A 17,138-nucleotide genomic window follows, 5' to 3' on the forward strand; every position below is an offset into this window, starting at 1 on the left:
GCTAACCCCCGAGACCGAGCTGCTCGCTGTAGAACAGGCCGAGACCGAACATGCAGCAGATGGCCGACAGCAGCCAGAACCGGATGATGACGGTGGTTTCGGCCCAGCCCGCCAGCTCGAAGTGGTGATGGAACGGCGCCATCCGGAACAGCCGCCGCCGGGTCGTGCGGAACACGGCGATCTGCGCGACCACCGAGATCATCTCGACCATGAACAGACCGCCGATGACGATGGCGAGCAGTTCGGTGCGGGTGGTCATCGACAGGCCGGCGACGAGGCCACCGAGGGCCAGTGAACCGGTGTCGCCCATGAAGATCTTCGCCGGGGCGGCGTTCCACCACAGGAAGCCGACGCAGGCACCGGTCGCCGCGGCGGCCACCACGGCCAGGTCCAGCGGGTCACGGACGTCGTAGCAGGCGGCCTGCGGGGTGACCGCGCACGAGAGGCGAGTCTGCCAGAAGGCGATGACGACGTAGGTCGCCAGCACCATCGCCGCGGTGCCGCCGGCGAGACCGTCGAGGCCGTCGGTGAAGTTCACCGCGTTCGACCAGCCCGAGATGACGATGTAGCAGAAGATCACGAAGAACACCGACGGGAAGGTGATCAGCGCGAGGTCCCGCACGTAGGACAGGCTCTCCGACGCCGGGGTGAGCCCGCGTTCGTCGGCGAACTGCAGCGCCAGGATCGCGAAGGCGATCGTGACCACGAGCTGGCCGACCAGTTTCGCGGTCTTGTTCAGGCCGAGGTTGCGCTGCTTGCGGATCTTGATGAAGTCGTCGAGGAAGCCGACGAGCCCGAGGCCGACGGCCAGCAGGAGGACCAGCAGCCCCGAGGCGGACGGGCCGCCGGTGCCGTTGCCGCCGCTGAGCGCGCTGATCAGATGCGCCACGAAATACCCGACGACCATCGCGACGATGATCGCGACACCACCCATCGTCGGGGTACCGCGTTTGGATTTGTGTCCCTGCGGTCCTTCCTCCCGGATCTCCTGGCCGAAGCCCTGCCGGGAGAACACCCGGATCAGATAGGGAGTGAGGAGGATGGAGACCAGCAGGCCCGCCGCGGCCGCGATCAGGATGCTGATCACGCGTCACCACCGTTCGAGCGTTCTTGAGAGGGGGAAGGGGCTACTACAGGGGAGGCGAGCACGGCGTCGGCCACCCGCCACAGCGCGGCGGCTTTGGAAGCCTTCACCAGCACCACGTCCCCCGCGCGGAGCTGATCATGCAGCAGGGCGATGGCGGCCTCGACGTCGGGTACCAGTACCGACTCCTCGCCCCAGGAACCCTCGTGCTGCGCGCCCTGATGGGTGGCCGCGGCGGCCTCGCCGATGACCACGAGCTTGTCGATGTTGAGCCGGACGACGAGCCTGCCGATGCCGTCGTGCGCCTCGACCGAGTTCTCGCCGAGGTCGCCCATCACGCCGAGCACGGCCCAGGAGCGCCGGTTCGCGCTCATCGACGCGAGCGCCTTGAGTGCGGCCCGCATCGACTCGGGGCTGGCGTTGAAGGAGTCGTTGAGGACCGTGACGCCGTCGGCCCGGGTGGTGACCTCCATGCGGCGTTCGGAGCGCCGTTCGAGGTTCGACAGACGGGCGGCGACCTCCTCGACCGTCGAGCCCATTTCCAGCGCCACGGCGGCCGCGCTGAGCGCGTTCGCGACGTGGTGCTCGCCGTAGAGCGGCAGCTTGACCGGCGCTTCGCCGCTCGGGGTGACCAGCCGGAACGACGCGCGCGCTTCGTCGTCGAGAGTGATGTCGGCCGCGCGGACCTGCGCGGACTCGCTCTCGCCGACGAACACCACCCGCGCCTTCGTCCGGCTCGCCATCGCCGCGACGTACGGGTCGTCGAGGTTCAGCACCGCTACACCGCCGTCCTCGGCGCTCGGCAGCGCTTCGACGAGTTCGCCCTTGCCCTTGGCGATGCCCTCGCGGGAGCCGAACTCGCCGACGTGGGCGGTGCCGACGTTGAGCACGACACCGATCCGCGGCGGCGCGATGGCCGCCAGCTCGGCGATGTGGCCGGGCCCGCGGGCGGAGAGCTCCAGCACGAGCTGCCGCGTCGTGTCGTCGGCCCGCAGTGCCGTCCAGGGGTGGCCCAGTTCGTTGTTGAACGATCCCGGCGGCGCCACCGTCGGGCCGAGCGGCTCCAGCAGCTGGGCGATGATGTCCTTGGTGGAGGTCTTGCCCGCCGAACCGGTGACCCCGACGACGGTCAGGTGGTCGCCGGCGAGTTTCCGGATCACGTGCCGGGCGAGCTTGGCGAGCGCGGCCAGCACCGCGGCACCCGCCCCGTCCTTGTCCGAGACCAGCGCGAAGGCCCGCTCATGGGCCACACCGCCGTCCAACGGCGGCACGATCACGGCCGGTGCGTCGACCTCGCGGGCCGCGAGCACCGCGACGGCGCCCGCCTCGACGGCCCGCGCGGCGAAGTCGTGGCCGTCGACCTTCGCCCCTGGCAGCGCGATGAACAGACCCCCGGGAGTGACTTCACGGGTGTCGAATTCGACGCTTCCGGTGACCTCGGCGGTCCCGTCGGTCCGATGCAGCCTGCCGCCGACGATGGCGGCGATCTCGGCCAGGCTGAGCACGATCACTCTGTCTCCAGACGTCTGCGGATGGCGGAGGCCAGCTCTTCCCGGTCGGAGAACGGGTGCACGACACCCTGGACCTCCTGGCCGGTCTCGTGGCCCTTGCCCGCGATGAGCACGATGTCGCCGGGCTGGGCGAGTTCGACCGCGCGGACGATGGCTTCCCGGCGGTCGGCGATCTCGAGGATCTCGCCGCCCAAAGCCGGACCGGCGTTGCGGGCACCGGCCAGCATCGCCGCCCGGATCGCGGCCGGGTCCTCCGAACGAGGGTTGTCGTCGGTCACGATCAGGATCTCGCTGCGCCGGACCGCCGCCTCGCCCATCACCGGGCGCTTGGCGGTGTCGCGGTCCCCGCCGCAGCCGAGGACGGTGATGATCCGGCCCTCGGTGCGGGCACGCAGCGCGTCGAGCCCCTGCGCCACCGCGGCGGGCTTGTGCGCGTAGTCGACGACGGCGGTGAACGGCTGGCCGAGGTAGACCCGCTCCATCCGGCCCGGCACCTCGACCGACGCGAGCCCGGCGACGATGGCGTCGAGCGGGACACCGGCGGTGTTCAGGATCGCGGCAGCGAGCACGGCGTTCGCCACGTTGAACTCACCCGGCAGCGGGATCTTCGCCGAGGCGGTGAGGCCTTCGGGACCGTGGAGGGTGAAGGTCTGCTCCCCCGCCGGGGTGGGGGTCAGGTCGGTGGCGCGCCACAGCGCGTCCGTCCCCGGCTCGGTGGACACGGTCACCGTGTGCGGGGTGAGGAGTGCCTGGCCCCAGGCGCTGTCGGCGACGACCACCTCGGCGGTGGAACGGCCGTCGAACAGCAGCGACTTGGCGGCGAAGTACTCCTCCATGTCCTTGTGGAAGTCCAGGTGGTCCTGGGAGAGATTGGTGAAGGCGCCGACCGCGAAACGCGTGCCGTTGACCCGGCCGAGCGACAGCGCGTGACTGGAGACCTCCATGGGGACGTGCGTGACCCCGCGTTCCACCATCACGGCGAGGAGGGCCTGCAGATCCGGCGCCTCGGGGGTGGTGAACCCGCTGGCCAGCCGCTCCCCCGCGATCCGGGTCTCGACCGTGCCGATCAGCCCGGTGGTGAGCCCGGCCGCCTTGAGCCCGGCGTCGACCAAATACGACGTCGTGGTCTTGCCCGACGTCCCGGTGATGCCGAGGACGGACAGTTCCAGCGACGGCTCGCCGTAGATCCAGGCGGCGATCTCGCCGAGGGCGGCGCGCGGGTCCGGGTGCACCAGGATCGGCACGCCGGCGTCGCGGAGCACCGGGCGCTCGGCACCGGCCTCGTCGGTGAGCACGGCGGCCGCGCCGGCGGCGATGGCCTGGTCGCTGAAGTCCGCGCCGTGGGCGCGGGCGCCGGGAAGCGCGGCGAAGAGGTCACCAGGGAGGACGTGCTGCGCGCGCAGCGTGCTGCCCGTGACCGTCAGCTCGGCCGCGGCCGGGTAGTCGTCGCCGCCGACCACGAGCCGCGCGCCCGCCCTGGCGAGCAGCGTGCCCAGCGGCATCGGCTCGATCCTGGCCGGGCGAGGGGGTGCGGCGACGGCCTTGACCGGACTGTCCGGGACCTGGGCAGCCGTCGCGCCGGACCCGCTTTCGACGGCGGGACCGCTGCGGGGATCTGAAGTAGGCACCGACACAGCCAAGGAGGTTACCGGCGCGGCATTCGGGTGACTGAAGCGGTGCGGTGTGTGCACGCGACGATCACTCGCGTGGTATTGGGTTTCGTGAGCTCTCCTTGGCACGCAAGGGCTTCCGACTGTCGCTTGAGGACAGCGGACCTCGGCGGACCCGCGTTTCCGCACGGTGCTCAGCGCGGAGACCCCTTCACGCACAGCGACGATCACTTTCCGGCGCGGTGCCCGGAACCGGATCTTGTGTGCTTGAAGCCGGATCTCCCGTGTCTGGAGCCGGATCTCACGTGTCTCGGGACGGATGAGCGAGTTCCGCCTTCAAGCACGCGAGTTCCGCCTTCAAGCACGCGAGTTCCGCCTTCAAGCACGCGAGTTCCGGCTTCAAGCACGCGTGTTACGTCAGGACAGGATCAGCGGCACCTGGGGTGACGGGCCGTCCGAAAGCGGGATCTGGAACCGCTGCGCCAGATACGCGGCCACCGAGTGGAACAGCGGCGCGGCCGAGAGCCCTTGCTGCAGGGTGGCGTCCGGGGCGTCGAGCCGGATGCCGACCACGAAGCGCGGGTTGTCGGCGGGCAGGATGCCGGCGAAGGTGATGTTGTACAGGTGGTCGCTGTACGTCTTCGTCCGCGGGTCGACCTGCTGGCCGGTGCCCGTCTTCCCCGAGATCTGGTACCCCTCCAGCGCCGCCTTCGGCCCGGTGCCGCTCTGCTGCCCGCGGCCCCGCTGCGTCACGGCGCGCATCATCTCGCGGACGGTCTTCGCCGCCTGCGGGCTGATGACCTGGACGGTCTTCGGCGCCGGTTCGGGGACGACGGTCCCGTCCGGATTGACCTTCGCCTTGACCACCCTGGGTTCCACGCGCAGCCCGTCGTTCGCGATGGCCTGGTACATCCCGGCCATCTGCACGACGGTCATCGAAAGGCCCTGCCCGATCGGCAGGTTTCCGAAGGTCGTGGCCGACCACTGGTTGCGCGGCGGCACGACGCCCGGGCTCTCACCGGGGAGGCCGAGCCCCGTGCGCTGGCCGAGACCGAACTTCTTGAGCAAGTCCGCGTACCGGTCCTCGCCGAGTTTCTGCGCCAGCAACAGGGTGCCGACGTTCGACGACTTCGCGAAGATGCCGGTGGTGGTGAACTGCTGCGTGCCGTGATGCCAGGCATCCTTGACGATCTTGTCCGCGACCTGCAGTGAACCCGGCACCGGCAGGGACGCCTCCGGCGTCGTGATACCCGCGTCGATCGCACCCGCGGCGGTGACGATCTTGTTCACCGAACCGGGTTCGAACGGCGTGGTCACCGCGCGGTTGTTCAGGTTCTCCGTCTCGCTGCGCGAAGCCGGGTCGTTGAGGTTGACGGTCTTGTCGTTGGCCAGCGCGTAGACCTCGCCGGTCTTGGAGTCCAGGATGACCGCCTGGCCGCCCTTGGCCTTCGACTTGACGACGTACTCGCTCAGCTGCCGCTGCAGTTCGTACTGCAGGTCGGTGTCGATCGTGAGCTGCAGGTCCGAACCGGGGACGGCGTTCTGGATGTCCCGCTCGGTGCCGGGGATGACGAGGTTGTCGTTGCCGTTACGAGTGTTGACGATCTTGCGGCCCGGCGTCCCGGCGAGGTCGTTGTCCCGCGAGGCTTCGAGACCGTAACCACCGTGCAGGTTGTGCTTGGAGACGTCCTTGTCGTCGGTGCGCCAGTTCGCGTAGCCGACGATGTTCGCGCCGATCGAGTCACCGGGATACTCCCGTTTCGAGCGCTTCTCTACGCTGATCCACGGGTACTCCTTGACGATCGCCTCGGCGACCGAAGGTTCGATGTCGTGGACCAGGTACGTGAACCCGTCCGGCTTGTGGAACTTGTCCAGCAGTTCCTTCTCGGTGATCACCCCGGGCAGCTTGGCCGCGATCAGCTTCGCCGCGCCCGCCACCTCGGACTCGAAGTTCTTGCCCTTGGTGGGGTTCTTCGCGGCGAAGTCGTCCATCGTCTTGTGAAGCCAGTTCAGGCTCACGGCGAGTGTCCGCACCTCGACGCTGAACGCGATCTTCGTGCCGTTTCGGTCCAGGATGGACCCACGCTGGGCGGGACTTTCGATCACCGACGTCCGCTGCCGTTCCGCCGCCTCGGAGAGCGCGCCGGCCTCGAACCACTGCACCTGCACCAGTTTGAGACCGGCGAGCACCATCACGACGATCAGCAGGATCCGGACGCCGGTGAACCGGCTCCGGTTTCCCCCGTTGCCCCGGCGGGCGGTGGCACGGCGGGTCCCGGCGGCGTACGTCCGCCGCGCGCTCCCCGCCGACCGGGCCCTTGCCTGCGCCGGGCGGCCGGGCGACATCACTGACCTCCCTGCGCCGGCGCCGCGTTCTCCTGCGGCACCGCGGGCTGGTCGCCCTCGTACGGCGTGCCCTGCTGCGTTCCCTCGGCGGGCGGCGGCGCAGTCGACTCGGCCGAGGCGGCGGGCGTTTCGGCTTCGGCCTTCTTCGGCTCACCGACCACAGTGGACTGCCCATCCGGGCCGACCACGATATGCGCGGGGTCGCCGCCGGGCACCATGCCCAGTTCCCTGGCCTTGGGCGCCAGCGAAGCAGGCGACTCGGCCTTCGCGACCTCGCGCTGCAGCCGCTCCTTCGCCTCGGCGAGCCCGGCGTTGGTCGTGCGGAGCTGTTCGAGCCGGTACGAATCGGCGATGGCCTGCGTGGTCAGCCACAGCGTGCACGCCACGCCGACGGCCAGCAGGCCCATCATCATCAGTACGAACGACGCCCGCGAACGCGGCCAGCGCAGCGTGAACTTCTTCTTCGGCTCTTCCTTGCCCGCACCGCCTTCGGCGTCGGGACGGTTGCGCTGCTGGTCTCGCTGCAGCAGGTCGGCGCGCTGGGCGCGGCGGGCGTAGGCGCGTTCGGCCGCCGACGTGCGGCCGCGGGAGGCACGGGTGGACGTCGTGGACTCGGTGCCGGGCGCCTGGTCGACCGTGCTGGTCGCGCGGGCACGCCGTCCGGGCGCCGGTGTCCGGCGGCCGCGGGACTTCGCGGGAGCGGTCATCGTGCTCGGTCTCCGATCCGTTCGGCGGCTCGCAGCCGCACGGAGGCGGCCCGCGTGTTCAGTTCGGTCTCCGCCTCGCCGGCCTTCTCGGCCCCTCTGGTGAGCAGTTTCAGTTCCGGGCCGTGGCCCGGCAGTTCCACCGGAAGCCCTTCCGGCGTCCGGGATTTCGCCAGTTCCGCGAAGGCCTGCTTGACCAGCCGGTCTTCGAGGGACTGATAGGACTCCACGACGATGCGGCCGCCGACGGCGAGCGAGGACAGCGCCCGCGGCATCGCCCGCCGCAGCACCTCCAGTTCGCCGTTGACCTCGATCCGCAACGCCTGGAACGTGCGTTTCGCCGGATGCCCGCCAGTGCGCCTGCTCGCCGCGGGGACCGCGTCGTACAGCAGTTCCACCAGCCGCCCGCTGCGCGTGAAGGGTTCCTTCTCTCGTTCCGCCACAACGGCTTTGACGATCCGCTGGGCGAAGCGTTCCTCGCCGTAGTCGCGGAGGATCCGGATCAGTTCGCCGGGGGCGTAGGTGTTGAGCACGTCGGCCGCGGTGAACCCGGTGGTCGGGTCCATCCGCATGTCGAGCGGGGAATCCTTGGAGTAGGCGAAACCGCGCTCGGCACGGTCGAGCTGCATCGAGGAGACCCCTAGGTCGAAGAGGATCCCGTCCACTCTGGACAGTCCGAGGTCCTGCAGCGCGGACGGCATCTCGTCGTAGACGGCGTGCACGAAGTCGACACGATCACCGTGCCGCGCAAGCCGTTTCGCGGAGAGTTCCAGCGCGTTGGGATCACGGTCGAGGGCGACCAGGCGCAGCAGGGGGAACGCGGTGAGCAGCGCGTCGGAATGACCGCCGAGTCCGACGGTCGCGTCGACCAGCACGGCCTCGCGGTCGGAGAAGACCGGCGCGAACAGCTCGACGATGCGGTCCAGCAGCACCGGTACGTGCTCGTGTTCGTCTGCCATGTCTTCCCCCTTTCCTGTAGTGCCGGGGAAGATGCCGGATGCCGTCAGGTCCCTGTCCGCCCGCCTGCTGACCTGGTACCGGGGAAGGTGTACCAGGGCCACTGAGCGGACAGAGGCCTCACGGCATCCGTGTGGACGGTTCCCGGCGTGTCCGAAGCATGAACCCGCGCCCCCCGACGGCGTGGGTGCTTCCTCGGCCACGTCTAGAAGACGCCCGGCAGAACTTCCTCTCGAGCCTTCGCGTAGCTGTCCTCGTGTTCGTCCAGGTAGCCCTGCCACGCTTGGGCGTCCCAGATCTCCAGCCTGGTGATCGCCCCGATCACCACGCACTCCTTGTTCAGCCCGGCGTAGCGTCGGAGCTCGGACGCGATCGCGATACGTCCTTGCCCGTCCGGGCGTTGTTCGTCCGTCCCGGCGAAGAGATAACGCTGGTAGGCCCGGACCGCCTCGTTCGTGAACGGGGCGTCGGCGACCTTCCTCGCCATCTGCTCGAACTCCGCCCGGGGGAAGACGAAGAGACAGTGATCCTGTCCCTTGGTGACCATCAGCCCACCGGCGAGCGCGTCGCGGAACTTCGCGGGCAGCGTGAGCCGCCCTTTGTCATCCAGCTTCGGGGTGTGGGTGCCGAGGAACACCGGCCCCACCTCCCTACCGATCCCGGCTGCGAACAACCGAGCTCGGCCACGGGGCTCCCTTCTGCCCCACTGCGCACCACCGTACCCCACTTTTCACCACAGTCAACGCGTCAAAAGCCGCGACCACTCCGTCGTGTCAGACGTTTTCGCTGGTCAGCCAGGTGGGGCCAGGTGGGGGCATGGTGGGGGACGGTGGCCAAGATCCCCCTGGGCGGGTATCGAAGCAACCTCATCCAGGCCTGACACGTCCGGATATCGGCAGCCGGAACCCTGCTGTGGGGCGAAGTGGGGGTGAAGGTGGGGAATCCGGTGGGGCACGGTGGGGACGGCCGAGGACACTGTGGAGAGTGACGTCGGTTCATCCCATGACGTGTCGACAAAGGACAGCCGTCTGGGCTCTCGTGGGCCCCGAGGCGTGTTGGCCCTGAGAGGCGATTCGGGTTCTGGCCGTCCTCACCACTCACGAGGCTCAGCACCGGCGACGTCACGTGGTCGACCGGACGACACATGTGATCCGGCGGACGACACGCGTGTCGTCCGCCGGTCACGCGAGCGTGGCGGTCCCAGAGGTAGCGAAGGCCTCCTTGCCTACCCTCAAGGTAGGCAAGGAGGCCTTCACGGACCGGTCCGCGGCCAAGCTCGTTCAGGAGCCCAGGCGTCGTACGACGGCTGACGCCGCGCCAGTTTCTCGGGTTTTCGACCCGTCACAACCTAGCGGTCGTCGTCCAGCAGCGAAGCCAGCCGCGCGGCCAGCCGGGGACCATCCACAGGGGACACGTTCACCCACGCCTGCCCGCCACGGCCCTCGGTCCGCGCCGCGCAGTACGCGCCGACATCGGTGTCGAACCAGGTCAGCCCGCCTGCCCGGTGCGCCCGGCCGTCGCGGTCGCGGGTCCGCACGGTGAACTGGCCCGCGCTGTAGACGGGCCGTGCCTGGATCGCGAGCACCTCGCGCAGCTGACTGTCCGAAGCCGACGATCGCCCGCCGTCGCCGAACACCGGATCCTCCAGGTCGTCGTCGAAACGCGCCGCGGGGAGGCTGATCCCGTAGCCGGGGCCGGGCCGCAGTTCGGGCAGGACGCCGACGACCGCGGTGAACACCTCGCCGTCGGTGATCCCGGACAGCGCGATGGTCTGTTCCGGCTGCGTGGCCAGCACGCCATGCCGTCCGCGCGCGGCCGCGACCGCGCGGAACGGGGTTTCGGCGGTCATGTCGGCGAGCGCCTCGCATTCGACATAGACCTCGGCGCGCGCGAGCAGGTCCAGCCGCGCTTCCAGGGCGGCGTCGAGCCGGTCCCCGTCGTACAGGCCTCGTTCGGCGAGGTTTTCGTAGACCGCGCCGCGGATCTCGGCGCGCTCCGCTTCCGTGGCGCCGACACTGCGCACGGACAGCGGCCAAGGCGGGGCCGCGTGTCCCAGGTCGGACCAGAGGACGTCGAACGCCGACGCGGAAACGCGGATCAAGACCGCCCCAGCTCGGGCGGCTTCCCGAAGGAGACCTGCGGGGTCAGCGAACGCAGGGAGGCATCGCGGGTGTTCATGACGTCGACGGCCTTGCGCCGGGCCTCCTCGGCCTCCGCGTGCTTGGCCTCCATCTCGTCGGCGAGCGCGGCGAGGAGCGCGAGGTTCCCGCCGGCCGCGGCGCCGCGGATCATCGCGCCGGGGTCGTAGTCCACCGGCGGCGGCATGTCGGCACGGGCCCGCGCCGCCGCTTCGGCCTGCCCGGAAACGGCCTTCCCGAGCGCGGACGAGATGTCCGCGGACCAGGTCAACCAGCCGGACGCGGTGGCCAGCACACCACGGAGCGCGTCGCCCGCTTCGCCGCGCCAGTTCTCTTCACTGCTGCCGACCAGCCCGGCCAGCTCGGACGTCGCGTCGTGCATGCGCCGCGCGAGCGCGTCCCAGGCGGCGCCGATCCCGCCCGCCGCCTCGGGGTCGTTGCCCGCTTCGACTTCGGCGGCCAGCGCTTCATGGCTGTAGGCCGCGTACCGCGTGGCCGCGACCGGAACCTCGCGGCCCGGCGTCTCTCCTTCAGGCACGGCAGTTCTCCTAAGGCAGTTTGGGTTCGGCCAATCCCGCCACCGTCATCGCGCGCTCGCAGGCGAGCGCGGTGTCGGTGAAGTTCGTGTTGCTCACGTCGATCTGGACGCTCGCCTTCTCCCCCATGCCGAGCAGGACCGCGCAGGTCCCGTCGGCGGCCTTCTTGTCGGCGACCTTGAGCGCGTCCCGGCCGCCGACCTTGGTCTTGGTGGCGGTCTTGCGCGCGACCTCGAGATCCTTCAGGCCGTTGCGCTCGTCCACGGTGATGGTGGCGCCGAAGGTGGCGGGCACCGTCCAGTCGCAGGCGCGGGCGCCGTTGATCTCCTTCGCGACGCCGAGCACGGTGATCCCGGCGTCCGACCGGTCCTGCGGGCCGAGCAGCGCGCACGGATCCAGGACCGCCGGCGGGACCGTGCCTGCGACGGAAGCGCCGGTGCGTATCGTCTCCATGCTCGGAACCGGTGCCTGGCCCGCGGCCCCTTGCCCGCAGGCGGACACTGTGAGGACGACGAGGACGCCGAGCGCGGGAAGGCGGGACTTCATGGGTTCAGCCGCCGACACAGTCCACGTCCGCCGCCGCTTGTTCATCCTGCCGGGTGTACCGGGCCAGCGCCTTCTCGATCCGGTTCTTGAGCGCCTCGAGTTCCTTGCCGAACGCCGTGAGCGCCTCGACCGCGGAGCCTTCGGCGCCGATCCCGTACTGCGCCATGAACCTGCCGACCTCGTCCGCGTATCCCCCGCCGAGGGGAACCGTGCGGCCAAGCACCTTGGCCTCGCGGACCATCTGGCCGACCACGTCCTGCAGGGCGGAGATCTTCACGTGGGCGTCCGCCGCCAGCTCCGGCGCGACCGCGAATCCGCTCAGATCGAACCGTGGTTTGGCGGTACTCACCTCGCTCATATGCGATTACGCCTCTCCGTAGTCGAGCGACCTCGTACCGGAGCATACGACAAAACCCGCCGTCAGCGGGAGCACCCGAAAACGCGCTCGACTAACCCGATCGAGGTAAGGTCTCCGGTTGCACAGAGTCATCGACTGGGGTTGGCGGGGTTCCCCCCACGAGTTCGCCCGAGTTTGACACACTTCGTGGGAGGCTGACCGCTGCCCGGGGGACTGAACGGTCCGGCAGAGGACCCAGCGGAAATCCAGCCACGCGGCATCAGGAGGTCGAGTGACGTCGAGAATCCAGTCTGCGACGCCCGGCGAACACCAGGGCGAGCAGGCAACCGGGCAAGCGCCGTACCCCACGGGCGCCGGCTCGGTCAGCGGTCGGCAGAACGGCCGTGACGCCAAGAACAGAGCGTCGCTGGACGAACTGCACGAGGCCGCGCGGCGGATCGCCGCCAACGTGGAGCGGGTACTGGTCGGCAAACCCGACGTCATCCGCATCGCGCTCGTGACCCTGCTCGCCGAAGGCCACCTCCTCGTCGAAGACGTCCCCGGGGTCGGCAAGACCTCGCTGGCGAAGGCGCTGGCCCGCTCGATCGACTGCACCGTCAGCCGGATCCAGTTCACCCCCGACCTGTTGCCCAGCGACGTCACCGGGGTGTCCATCTACAACCGGCAGAGCGGCGGGTTCGAGTTCCGCCCCGGCCCGGTGTTCGCGAACATCGTGGTCGGCGACGAGATCAACCGCGCCTCGCCGAAGACGCAGTCGGCCCTGCTCGAATGCATGGAAGAGCACCAGGTCACCGTCGACACCTCGACCTACCACCTCGAAGAGCCGTTCATGGTGATCGCCACCCAGAACCCCATCGAGATGGAGGGCACCTACGCGCTGCCCGAGGCCCAGCGGGACCGGTTCACCGCGCGGGTGTCCATCGGCTACCCCGACCAGCAGGCCGAACTGGCCATGGTCGACGAGCACGCCGGGCACAACCCGCTGGCCGAGCTCGAGCCCGTCTCCGACCGCGAGTCGGTGCAGCGGCTGATCGAGACGGTGCGGTCGGTGCACATGTCGCCGGAGATCCGCCGCTACGCCGTCGATCTGGTGTCCGCGACCCGTCAGGTGCCGGAGATCCGTCTCGGCGCCTCGCCGCGGGCGACCCTGCAGCTGGTCCGCGCGGCCCGCGCGCAGGCCGCGCTCTCGGGCCGCGAGTTCGTCGTCCCGGACGACCTGCACACGGTCGCGGTCCCGGTGCTGGCGCACCGCATGGTGCTCACCACCGAGGCGCACGCCGCCCGCCGTTCGGCCACCGACGTGGTCCGCGCGATCTTGCACCGCGTTCCCGTTCCGCAGGGCTCGAACCACCGCTGAGTAAGGAAAAAGCGCCATGCTGCGTGCGCTGTCCGGCCTGACCACACGCGGCCGCTGCCTCCTCGCCGCCGGCGTGGCCGCGGCGGCTTGCTCGTTCGTGCTCAACGAACGGGATCTGCTGCGGGTCGCGGTGTTCGTCATCGCCCTGCCGCTGCTGGTCGCCTTCTTCATCTCGGCGACCCGGCTGCGGCTGGGCGCGGCCCGCTCGCTGCGCCCGGAGCGGGTCGCGGTCGGTTCGCCGGGCGAGGTCCAGCTCGAACTGTGGCGGGACGGCAGGCTCCCGGCGGGCGAGGTGCTGCTCGAAGACGGCGTGCCCTACGCGCTGGGTTCGCGGCCGCGGTTCGTCGTCGAACGCCTTCCCCACGACCGCCGGGTCGCGCTGCGCTACCCGTTGCAACCGGTGCTGCGCGGCGTCCAGCAGGTCGGCCCGCTGCGGGCGACGATCACCGACCCGTTCGGGCTGTGCGAATTCGAACGTGAGCTGATCGGGCATTCCCGGCTGGTCGTCGTGCCGAAGGTGGTCGGCCTGTGGGGCCTGCCCAGCGGCGCCGGGATCGGCGCGGGCGACGACGGCAGCATCCGCCTGCACGCCGGACAGGGCGAATCGGACGTGATCGTCCGGCAGTACCGGCAGGGCGACGACCTGCGGAAGGTCCACTGGCGCTCGACCGCCCGCCGCGACGAGATCATGGTCCGCGTCGAGGAACGGCCGTGGCGCGGCGGCACCACGGTGCTGCTGGACCACCGTGCGGCGGCGCACCACGGCAACGGCCCCGCGGCGAGCCTCGAATGGGCCGTCTCGTTCGCCGCTTCCGTGTCACTGCACCTGCGCCGCTCCGGTCACCGGGTCCGGCTGATCACCGAACACGGCCAGACCCTGGCCGACACCCCAGGTGAGGGTGGCGAGCACTACGACAACGTCGTGCTCGACGTCCTCGCCGCGCTCCAGCCCGCGCACCAGCGCGACATCACCCTCGGCCACGACCCGGCCGACGGACAGGAACTCATCGCGGTGCTCGGCACCGTCAGCAACGAATCCGTGCACGAGCTGTCCCGGTACCGCCCGCGCGGGATCCGGAGCCTCGCCGTGCTGCTCGACACCCCCGGCTGGTCCTCCGGCGTCAACCGGCCCGAAAACCGTGCCGCCGCCACCGAGGAATCGGTGGCGCTGCTGCGAGCCGCGGGCTGGGGCGTCGTCGTCGCCGGTCCCGGATCGCCCATGCCGCAGGTCTGGGCCGAGCTCTGCCAGACGGCCACCCGCCGGGGCACGCTGATCGGAGGCGGCCTGTGACCGCGACCGCGCCACCCCGGCCGCATACCCCCCAACCGCGGCCGTCCGCCCCGCCCCCGGTCTGGACGAGCAGTGTGCTCGCTCCGGTCGCCGCCGGGCTCGCCACGCTGTTCGCCTCGACCTCGCTCACCGGCGTCGTCTCCGGCTGGGCGTGGTTCGGCTACCTGCTGGTCGCCGTCGTCCTGATCGCCTCGACCGGACTCGCCCTGCGCTCGCTGCGCGCACCGACCATCGTCGTCGGCTTGGCACAGCTGCTGGTGCTGTTGCTGCTGATCACCGGTGCGTTCACCACCAGCGGGATCCTGAAGATCTTCCCCGGCCCGGACGCGTTCGGGGAACTGCGCGGCGTCCTCGCCGCGGCGGCCGAGCAGATCCGCGTCGGCCTCCCGCCGATCGAGGGCACCCCGCCGATCCTCTGCCTGATCACCATCGCGATCGGCCTGGTCGCGGTCCTGGTCGACACGCTGGCCGTGGCCGCCGCCGCGCCCGCCGCGACCGGCCTGGTACTGCTGTGCGTGTACGCCGTCCCGGCCGCGCTGGCCGAGGACATGCTGCCGTGGTGGACGTTCCTGCTGGGCGCGGCCGCGTTCGCCGCCCTCCTCGCCGTCGACGGCAACCACCGGCATCGCCGCTGGCGCAACCGGGACGCGCCAGGACTGGGCAACTCGGCGAGCACGTTGTCGGCCCCCGTCGGCGTGGTGGCCGCCGCGATCGCGATGGGCCTGGTGATCGGCACGGCCGTCACCGGGGTCGGCACGGTCGGCAGCCTTCCGGGCGGGACCGGCTCGGGCCGCGGTGGCGCCGGCGGATTCGGCGTCGAGCCGTTCACGCAACTGCGCGGCCTGCTCGACCAGGGCGAGAACGTGGAGTTGTTCAAGGTCTACGGAATGGGCGCGGACAAACGGCTGCTGCGCGCGTTCACCCTCGACACGTATACGCCGAACAAGGGCTGGGGGCTCGCGCAGAACGGCCGCGCCCAGCAGGGTGTGCAGGCCAACAAGGGCCTTCCGCCCGCTCCGGGCGACGACGGCTCCGGTCCCGCGCGGGAGATCCGGATCGAACCGACGAACTGGGTCGACAACTGGCTGCCGATCTACGGCGCGCCGCGGGCGCTCAACGGGCTGGCCGACAACTGGCTGTACGACCCGGTCGGCGGCGCCGTGTTCACCACGACCAAGCAGAACGCGCCCGCCTACACCGAGACCGCGTCCATCGAGAACCCGACGAAGGACGAACTCCGGCGCGACGACGCCCGCCTGGCCGAGGTGCCGCAGCAGTTCACCCGGATCGACCGCGTCGACCCCCGCGTGGTCGCGAAGGCCAAGCAGCTGACGGAAAACGAGTCCAACAACTTCGACAAGGCGCAGGCACTCTGGTCGTTCTTCACCGCGCAGAACGGATTCGTCTACGACACCAAGACCGCGGACGCCACCGACTCCGACGCGCTCGCCGACTTCATCCTCAACGGCAAACGCGGGTTCTGCGAGCAGTACGCGTCGGCGATGGCCGTGATGCTGCGGTCGGTCGGCATCCCGTCGCGGGTCGCCATCGGCTTCTCCTCCGGGACCCCGAAGGGCGACTACGTCTCGATCACCTCCGAGGACGCGCACGCGTGGGTCGAGGTCTACTTCCAGACGAAGGGCTGGGTCAGCTTCGACCCGACCCCGCTGCTCGACGGCCGCGCGGTCGTCCCGCCGTACCTGCAGAACGACACCGGCAGCTCCACGGCCAACGACACCCAGGAAGTGCCGAGCGCACCCGCGTCGAGCGCCCCCGCCACCGGCACGCCCCGCGACCCCGGCGCCGATCTCGGCGCGGACGGCGGCACGGGCCAGCAGGAGGAAGAGCCGCTGTGGCCCGCGATCCTCGCCGGGATCCTCGGTGGGCTGGCGGCCGCGCTGACCGTGGTGATGATCGTGCGGTCGCAGTTGAGGTATCGGGCGCTGCTGCGCTCGTCGCCTGCCCGGTCCCCCGCCCCGGACGCGCCTGCCCCGGTCCGGGAGGACGGCGGGTTCCTGGACGACCAGAACGTGACGAACTGGCTGCCGCTGATCGTGATCGGGCTGTGGGTGGCGGCGTTCGCGTTCCTGGCGGCGTGGGTTTCGTGGTGGTTCGCGCTGGCGCTGGTGATCGTCCTCGGAGGGCTCGGCACGCCGACGGCCATCCGGGAGATCAAGCGACGGCTGCGGCTGCAGAAGATCGCGTCCCGCTCCCCCGCCGCGGCCGACGCGGCGTGGCGCGAACTGATGGACGAATGCGCGGACCGGGGCCTGCCGCTCTCCGACGGCGACACGGTGCGCGTGGCGGGCCGGAAGGTCGTCGAGAAGCACCGGCTGGACGAGGAGGGCCGCACCGGCCTGCGGACGGTCATCGGTGTCGTGGAGCGGTCCTGGTACTCGGACCAGCCCGCGGACGACCCGACGCTGGGCCCGGCCTTCGACGAGGTTCGCAAGAGCCTGAAGCGGAACGCGCCGATGTCGTGGAAGGGCCGCCTGTTCCCGCGCTCGCTGAGGCGCGGCAAGTAGCTCCAGTACGCGAAGGCTCCCTGGTCAGCGCTCGGTCCAGGTGGTCGTGGGGGGGGGTTTTGGGTTTCCCCCCAAACACCCCCCCCCACCCCCCCCCCCCCCCCCCCCCCCCCACCTCCCTAAAGGGAACCCGCCCCACCCCCCTTTTCCCCCAGACCAAACAAAAAAAAAACTC

14 protein-coding genes are annotated in these 17,138 nt (G+C 70.5%); 3 read left to right on the forward strand and 11 right to left on the reverse strand.

The features are described from left to right. Position 1: 1 nt before the first annotated feature. From mraY to AC0685_RS31305, 11 genes are all read right to left on the reverse strand, one after another. On the reverse strand, positions 2-1,087 hold the full coding sequence (gene mraY / locus AC0685_RS31255) for a phospho-N-acetylmuramoyl-pentapeptide-transferase (protein ID WP_016332673.1): 1,086 nt from the start codon (positions 1,085-1,087) through the stop codon (positions 2-4). Further along, a complete protein-coding gene (locus AC0685_RS31260) occupies positions 1,084-2,595 on the reverse strand; it encodes a UDP-N-acetylmuramoyl-tripeptide--D-alanyl-D-alanine ligase (RefSeq protein ID WP_478228769.1) in 1,512 nt (503 codons plus the stop codon). The genes mraY and AC0685_RS31260 overlap by 4 nt, the downstream gene beginning before the upstream one ends. Next, positions 2,592-4,097: a UDP-N-acetylmuramoyl-L-alanyl-D-glutamate--2,6-diaminopimelate ligase gene (locus tag AC0685_RS31265; protein ID WP_478228781.1), complete on the reverse strand. Its 1,506-nt coding sequence runs from the start codon at positions 4,095-4,097 to the stop codon at positions 2,592-2,594. Before AC0685_RS31265 ends, AC0685_RS31260 begins: the two co-directional genes overlap by 4 nt. 525 nt (positions 4,098-4,622) lie before the next feature. Next, positions 4,623-6,551 carry a peptidoglycan D,D-transpeptidase FtsI family protein gene (locus tag AC0685_RS31270; protein ID WP_478228770.1) on the reverse strand — a complete coding sequence of 643 codons (1,929 nt, stop codon included), beginning with the start codon at positions 6,549-6,551 and terminating at the stop codon, positions 4,623-4,625. After that, entirely contained in the window at positions 6,551-7,258 is a 708-nt protein-coding gene (ftsL, locus tag AC0685_RS31275; RefSeq protein ID WP_478228771.1) for a cell division protein FtsL, read from the reverse strand. Before ftsL ends, AC0685_RS31270 begins: the two co-directional genes overlap by 1 nt. Continuing rightward, complete coding sequence (rsmH, locus tag AC0685_RS31280; RefSeq protein ID WP_478228772.1) at positions 7,255-8,214, reverse strand: 16S rRNA (cytosine(1402)-N(4))-methyltransferase RsmH; 960 nt, start codon at positions 8,212-8,214, stop codon at positions 7,255-7,257. The genes ftsL and rsmH overlap by 4 nt, the downstream gene beginning before the upstream one ends. Before the next feature lie 203 nt (positions 8,215-8,417). Further along, on the reverse strand, positions 8,418-8,849 hold the full coding sequence (mraZ, locus tag AC0685_RS31285) for a division/cell wall cluster transcriptional repressor MraZ (protein WP_005156436.1): 432 nt from the start codon (positions 8,847-8,849) through the stop codon (positions 8,418-8,420). Positions 8,850-9,560: 711 nt separating this feature from the next. Beyond that, on the reverse strand, positions 9,561-10,313 hold the full coding sequence (locus AC0685_RS31290; protein WP_478228773.1) for an ESX secretion-associated protein EspG: 753 nt from the start codon (positions 10,311-10,313) through the stop codon (positions 9,561-9,563). Further along, positions 10,310-10,888 (reverse strand): PPE domain-containing protein, encoded by a 579-nt coding sequence (locus AC0685_RS31295; RefSeq protein ID WP_478228774.1) that lies wholly within the window; start codon positions 10,886-10,888, stop codon positions 10,310-10,312. Before AC0685_RS31295 ends, AC0685_RS31290 begins: the two co-directional genes overlap by 4 nt. A gap of 10 nt (positions 10,889-10,898) precedes the next feature. After that, positions 10,899-11,432 carry a DUF3558 family protein gene (locus AC0685_RS31300; RefSeq protein ID WP_478228775.1) on the reverse strand — a complete coding sequence of 178 codons (534 nt, stop codon included), beginning with the start codon at positions 11,430-11,432 and terminating at the stop codon, positions 10,899-10,901. Between the two features lie 4 nt (positions 11,433-11,436). Beyond that, positions 11,437-11,790, reverse strand: a complete 354-nt coding sequence (locus AC0685_RS31305) for a hypothetical protein (protein ID WP_219153439.1) — start codon at positions 11,788-11,790, stop codon at positions 11,437-11,439. Between the two features lie 271 nt (positions 11,791-12,061). On the opposite strand from AC0685_RS31305, the gene AC0685_RS31310 reads away from it, so the two are divergent. The 3 genes from AC0685_RS31310 to AC0685_RS31320 are packed head-to-tail and all read left to right on the forward strand — an operon-like array spanning position 12,062 to position 16,963. Continuing rightward, a complete protein-coding gene (locus AC0685_RS31310) occupies positions 12,062-13,147 on the forward strand; it encodes an AAA family ATPase (RefSeq protein ID WP_478228776.1) in 1,086 nt (361 codons plus the stop codon). 16 nt (positions 13,148-13,163) lie between these two features. Beyond that, positions 13,164-14,438 carry a DUF58 domain-containing protein gene (locus tag AC0685_RS31315; protein ID WP_478228777.1) on the forward strand — a complete coding sequence of 425 codons (1,275 nt, stop codon included), beginning with the start codon at positions 13,164-13,166 and terminating at the stop codon, positions 14,436-14,438. After that, positions 14,435-16,963, forward strand: coding sequence for a transglutaminase TgpA family protein (locus tag AC0685_RS31320; protein WP_478228778.1), 2,529 nt, complete (start codon positions 14,435-14,437; stop codon positions 16,961-16,963). The genes AC0685_RS31315 and AC0685_RS31320 overlap by 4 nt, the downstream gene beginning before the upstream one ends. Positions 16,964-17,138 lie beyond the last annotated feature (175 nt).

It is taken from the genome of Amycolatopsis sp. NPDC043889, from assembly GCF_056435645.1.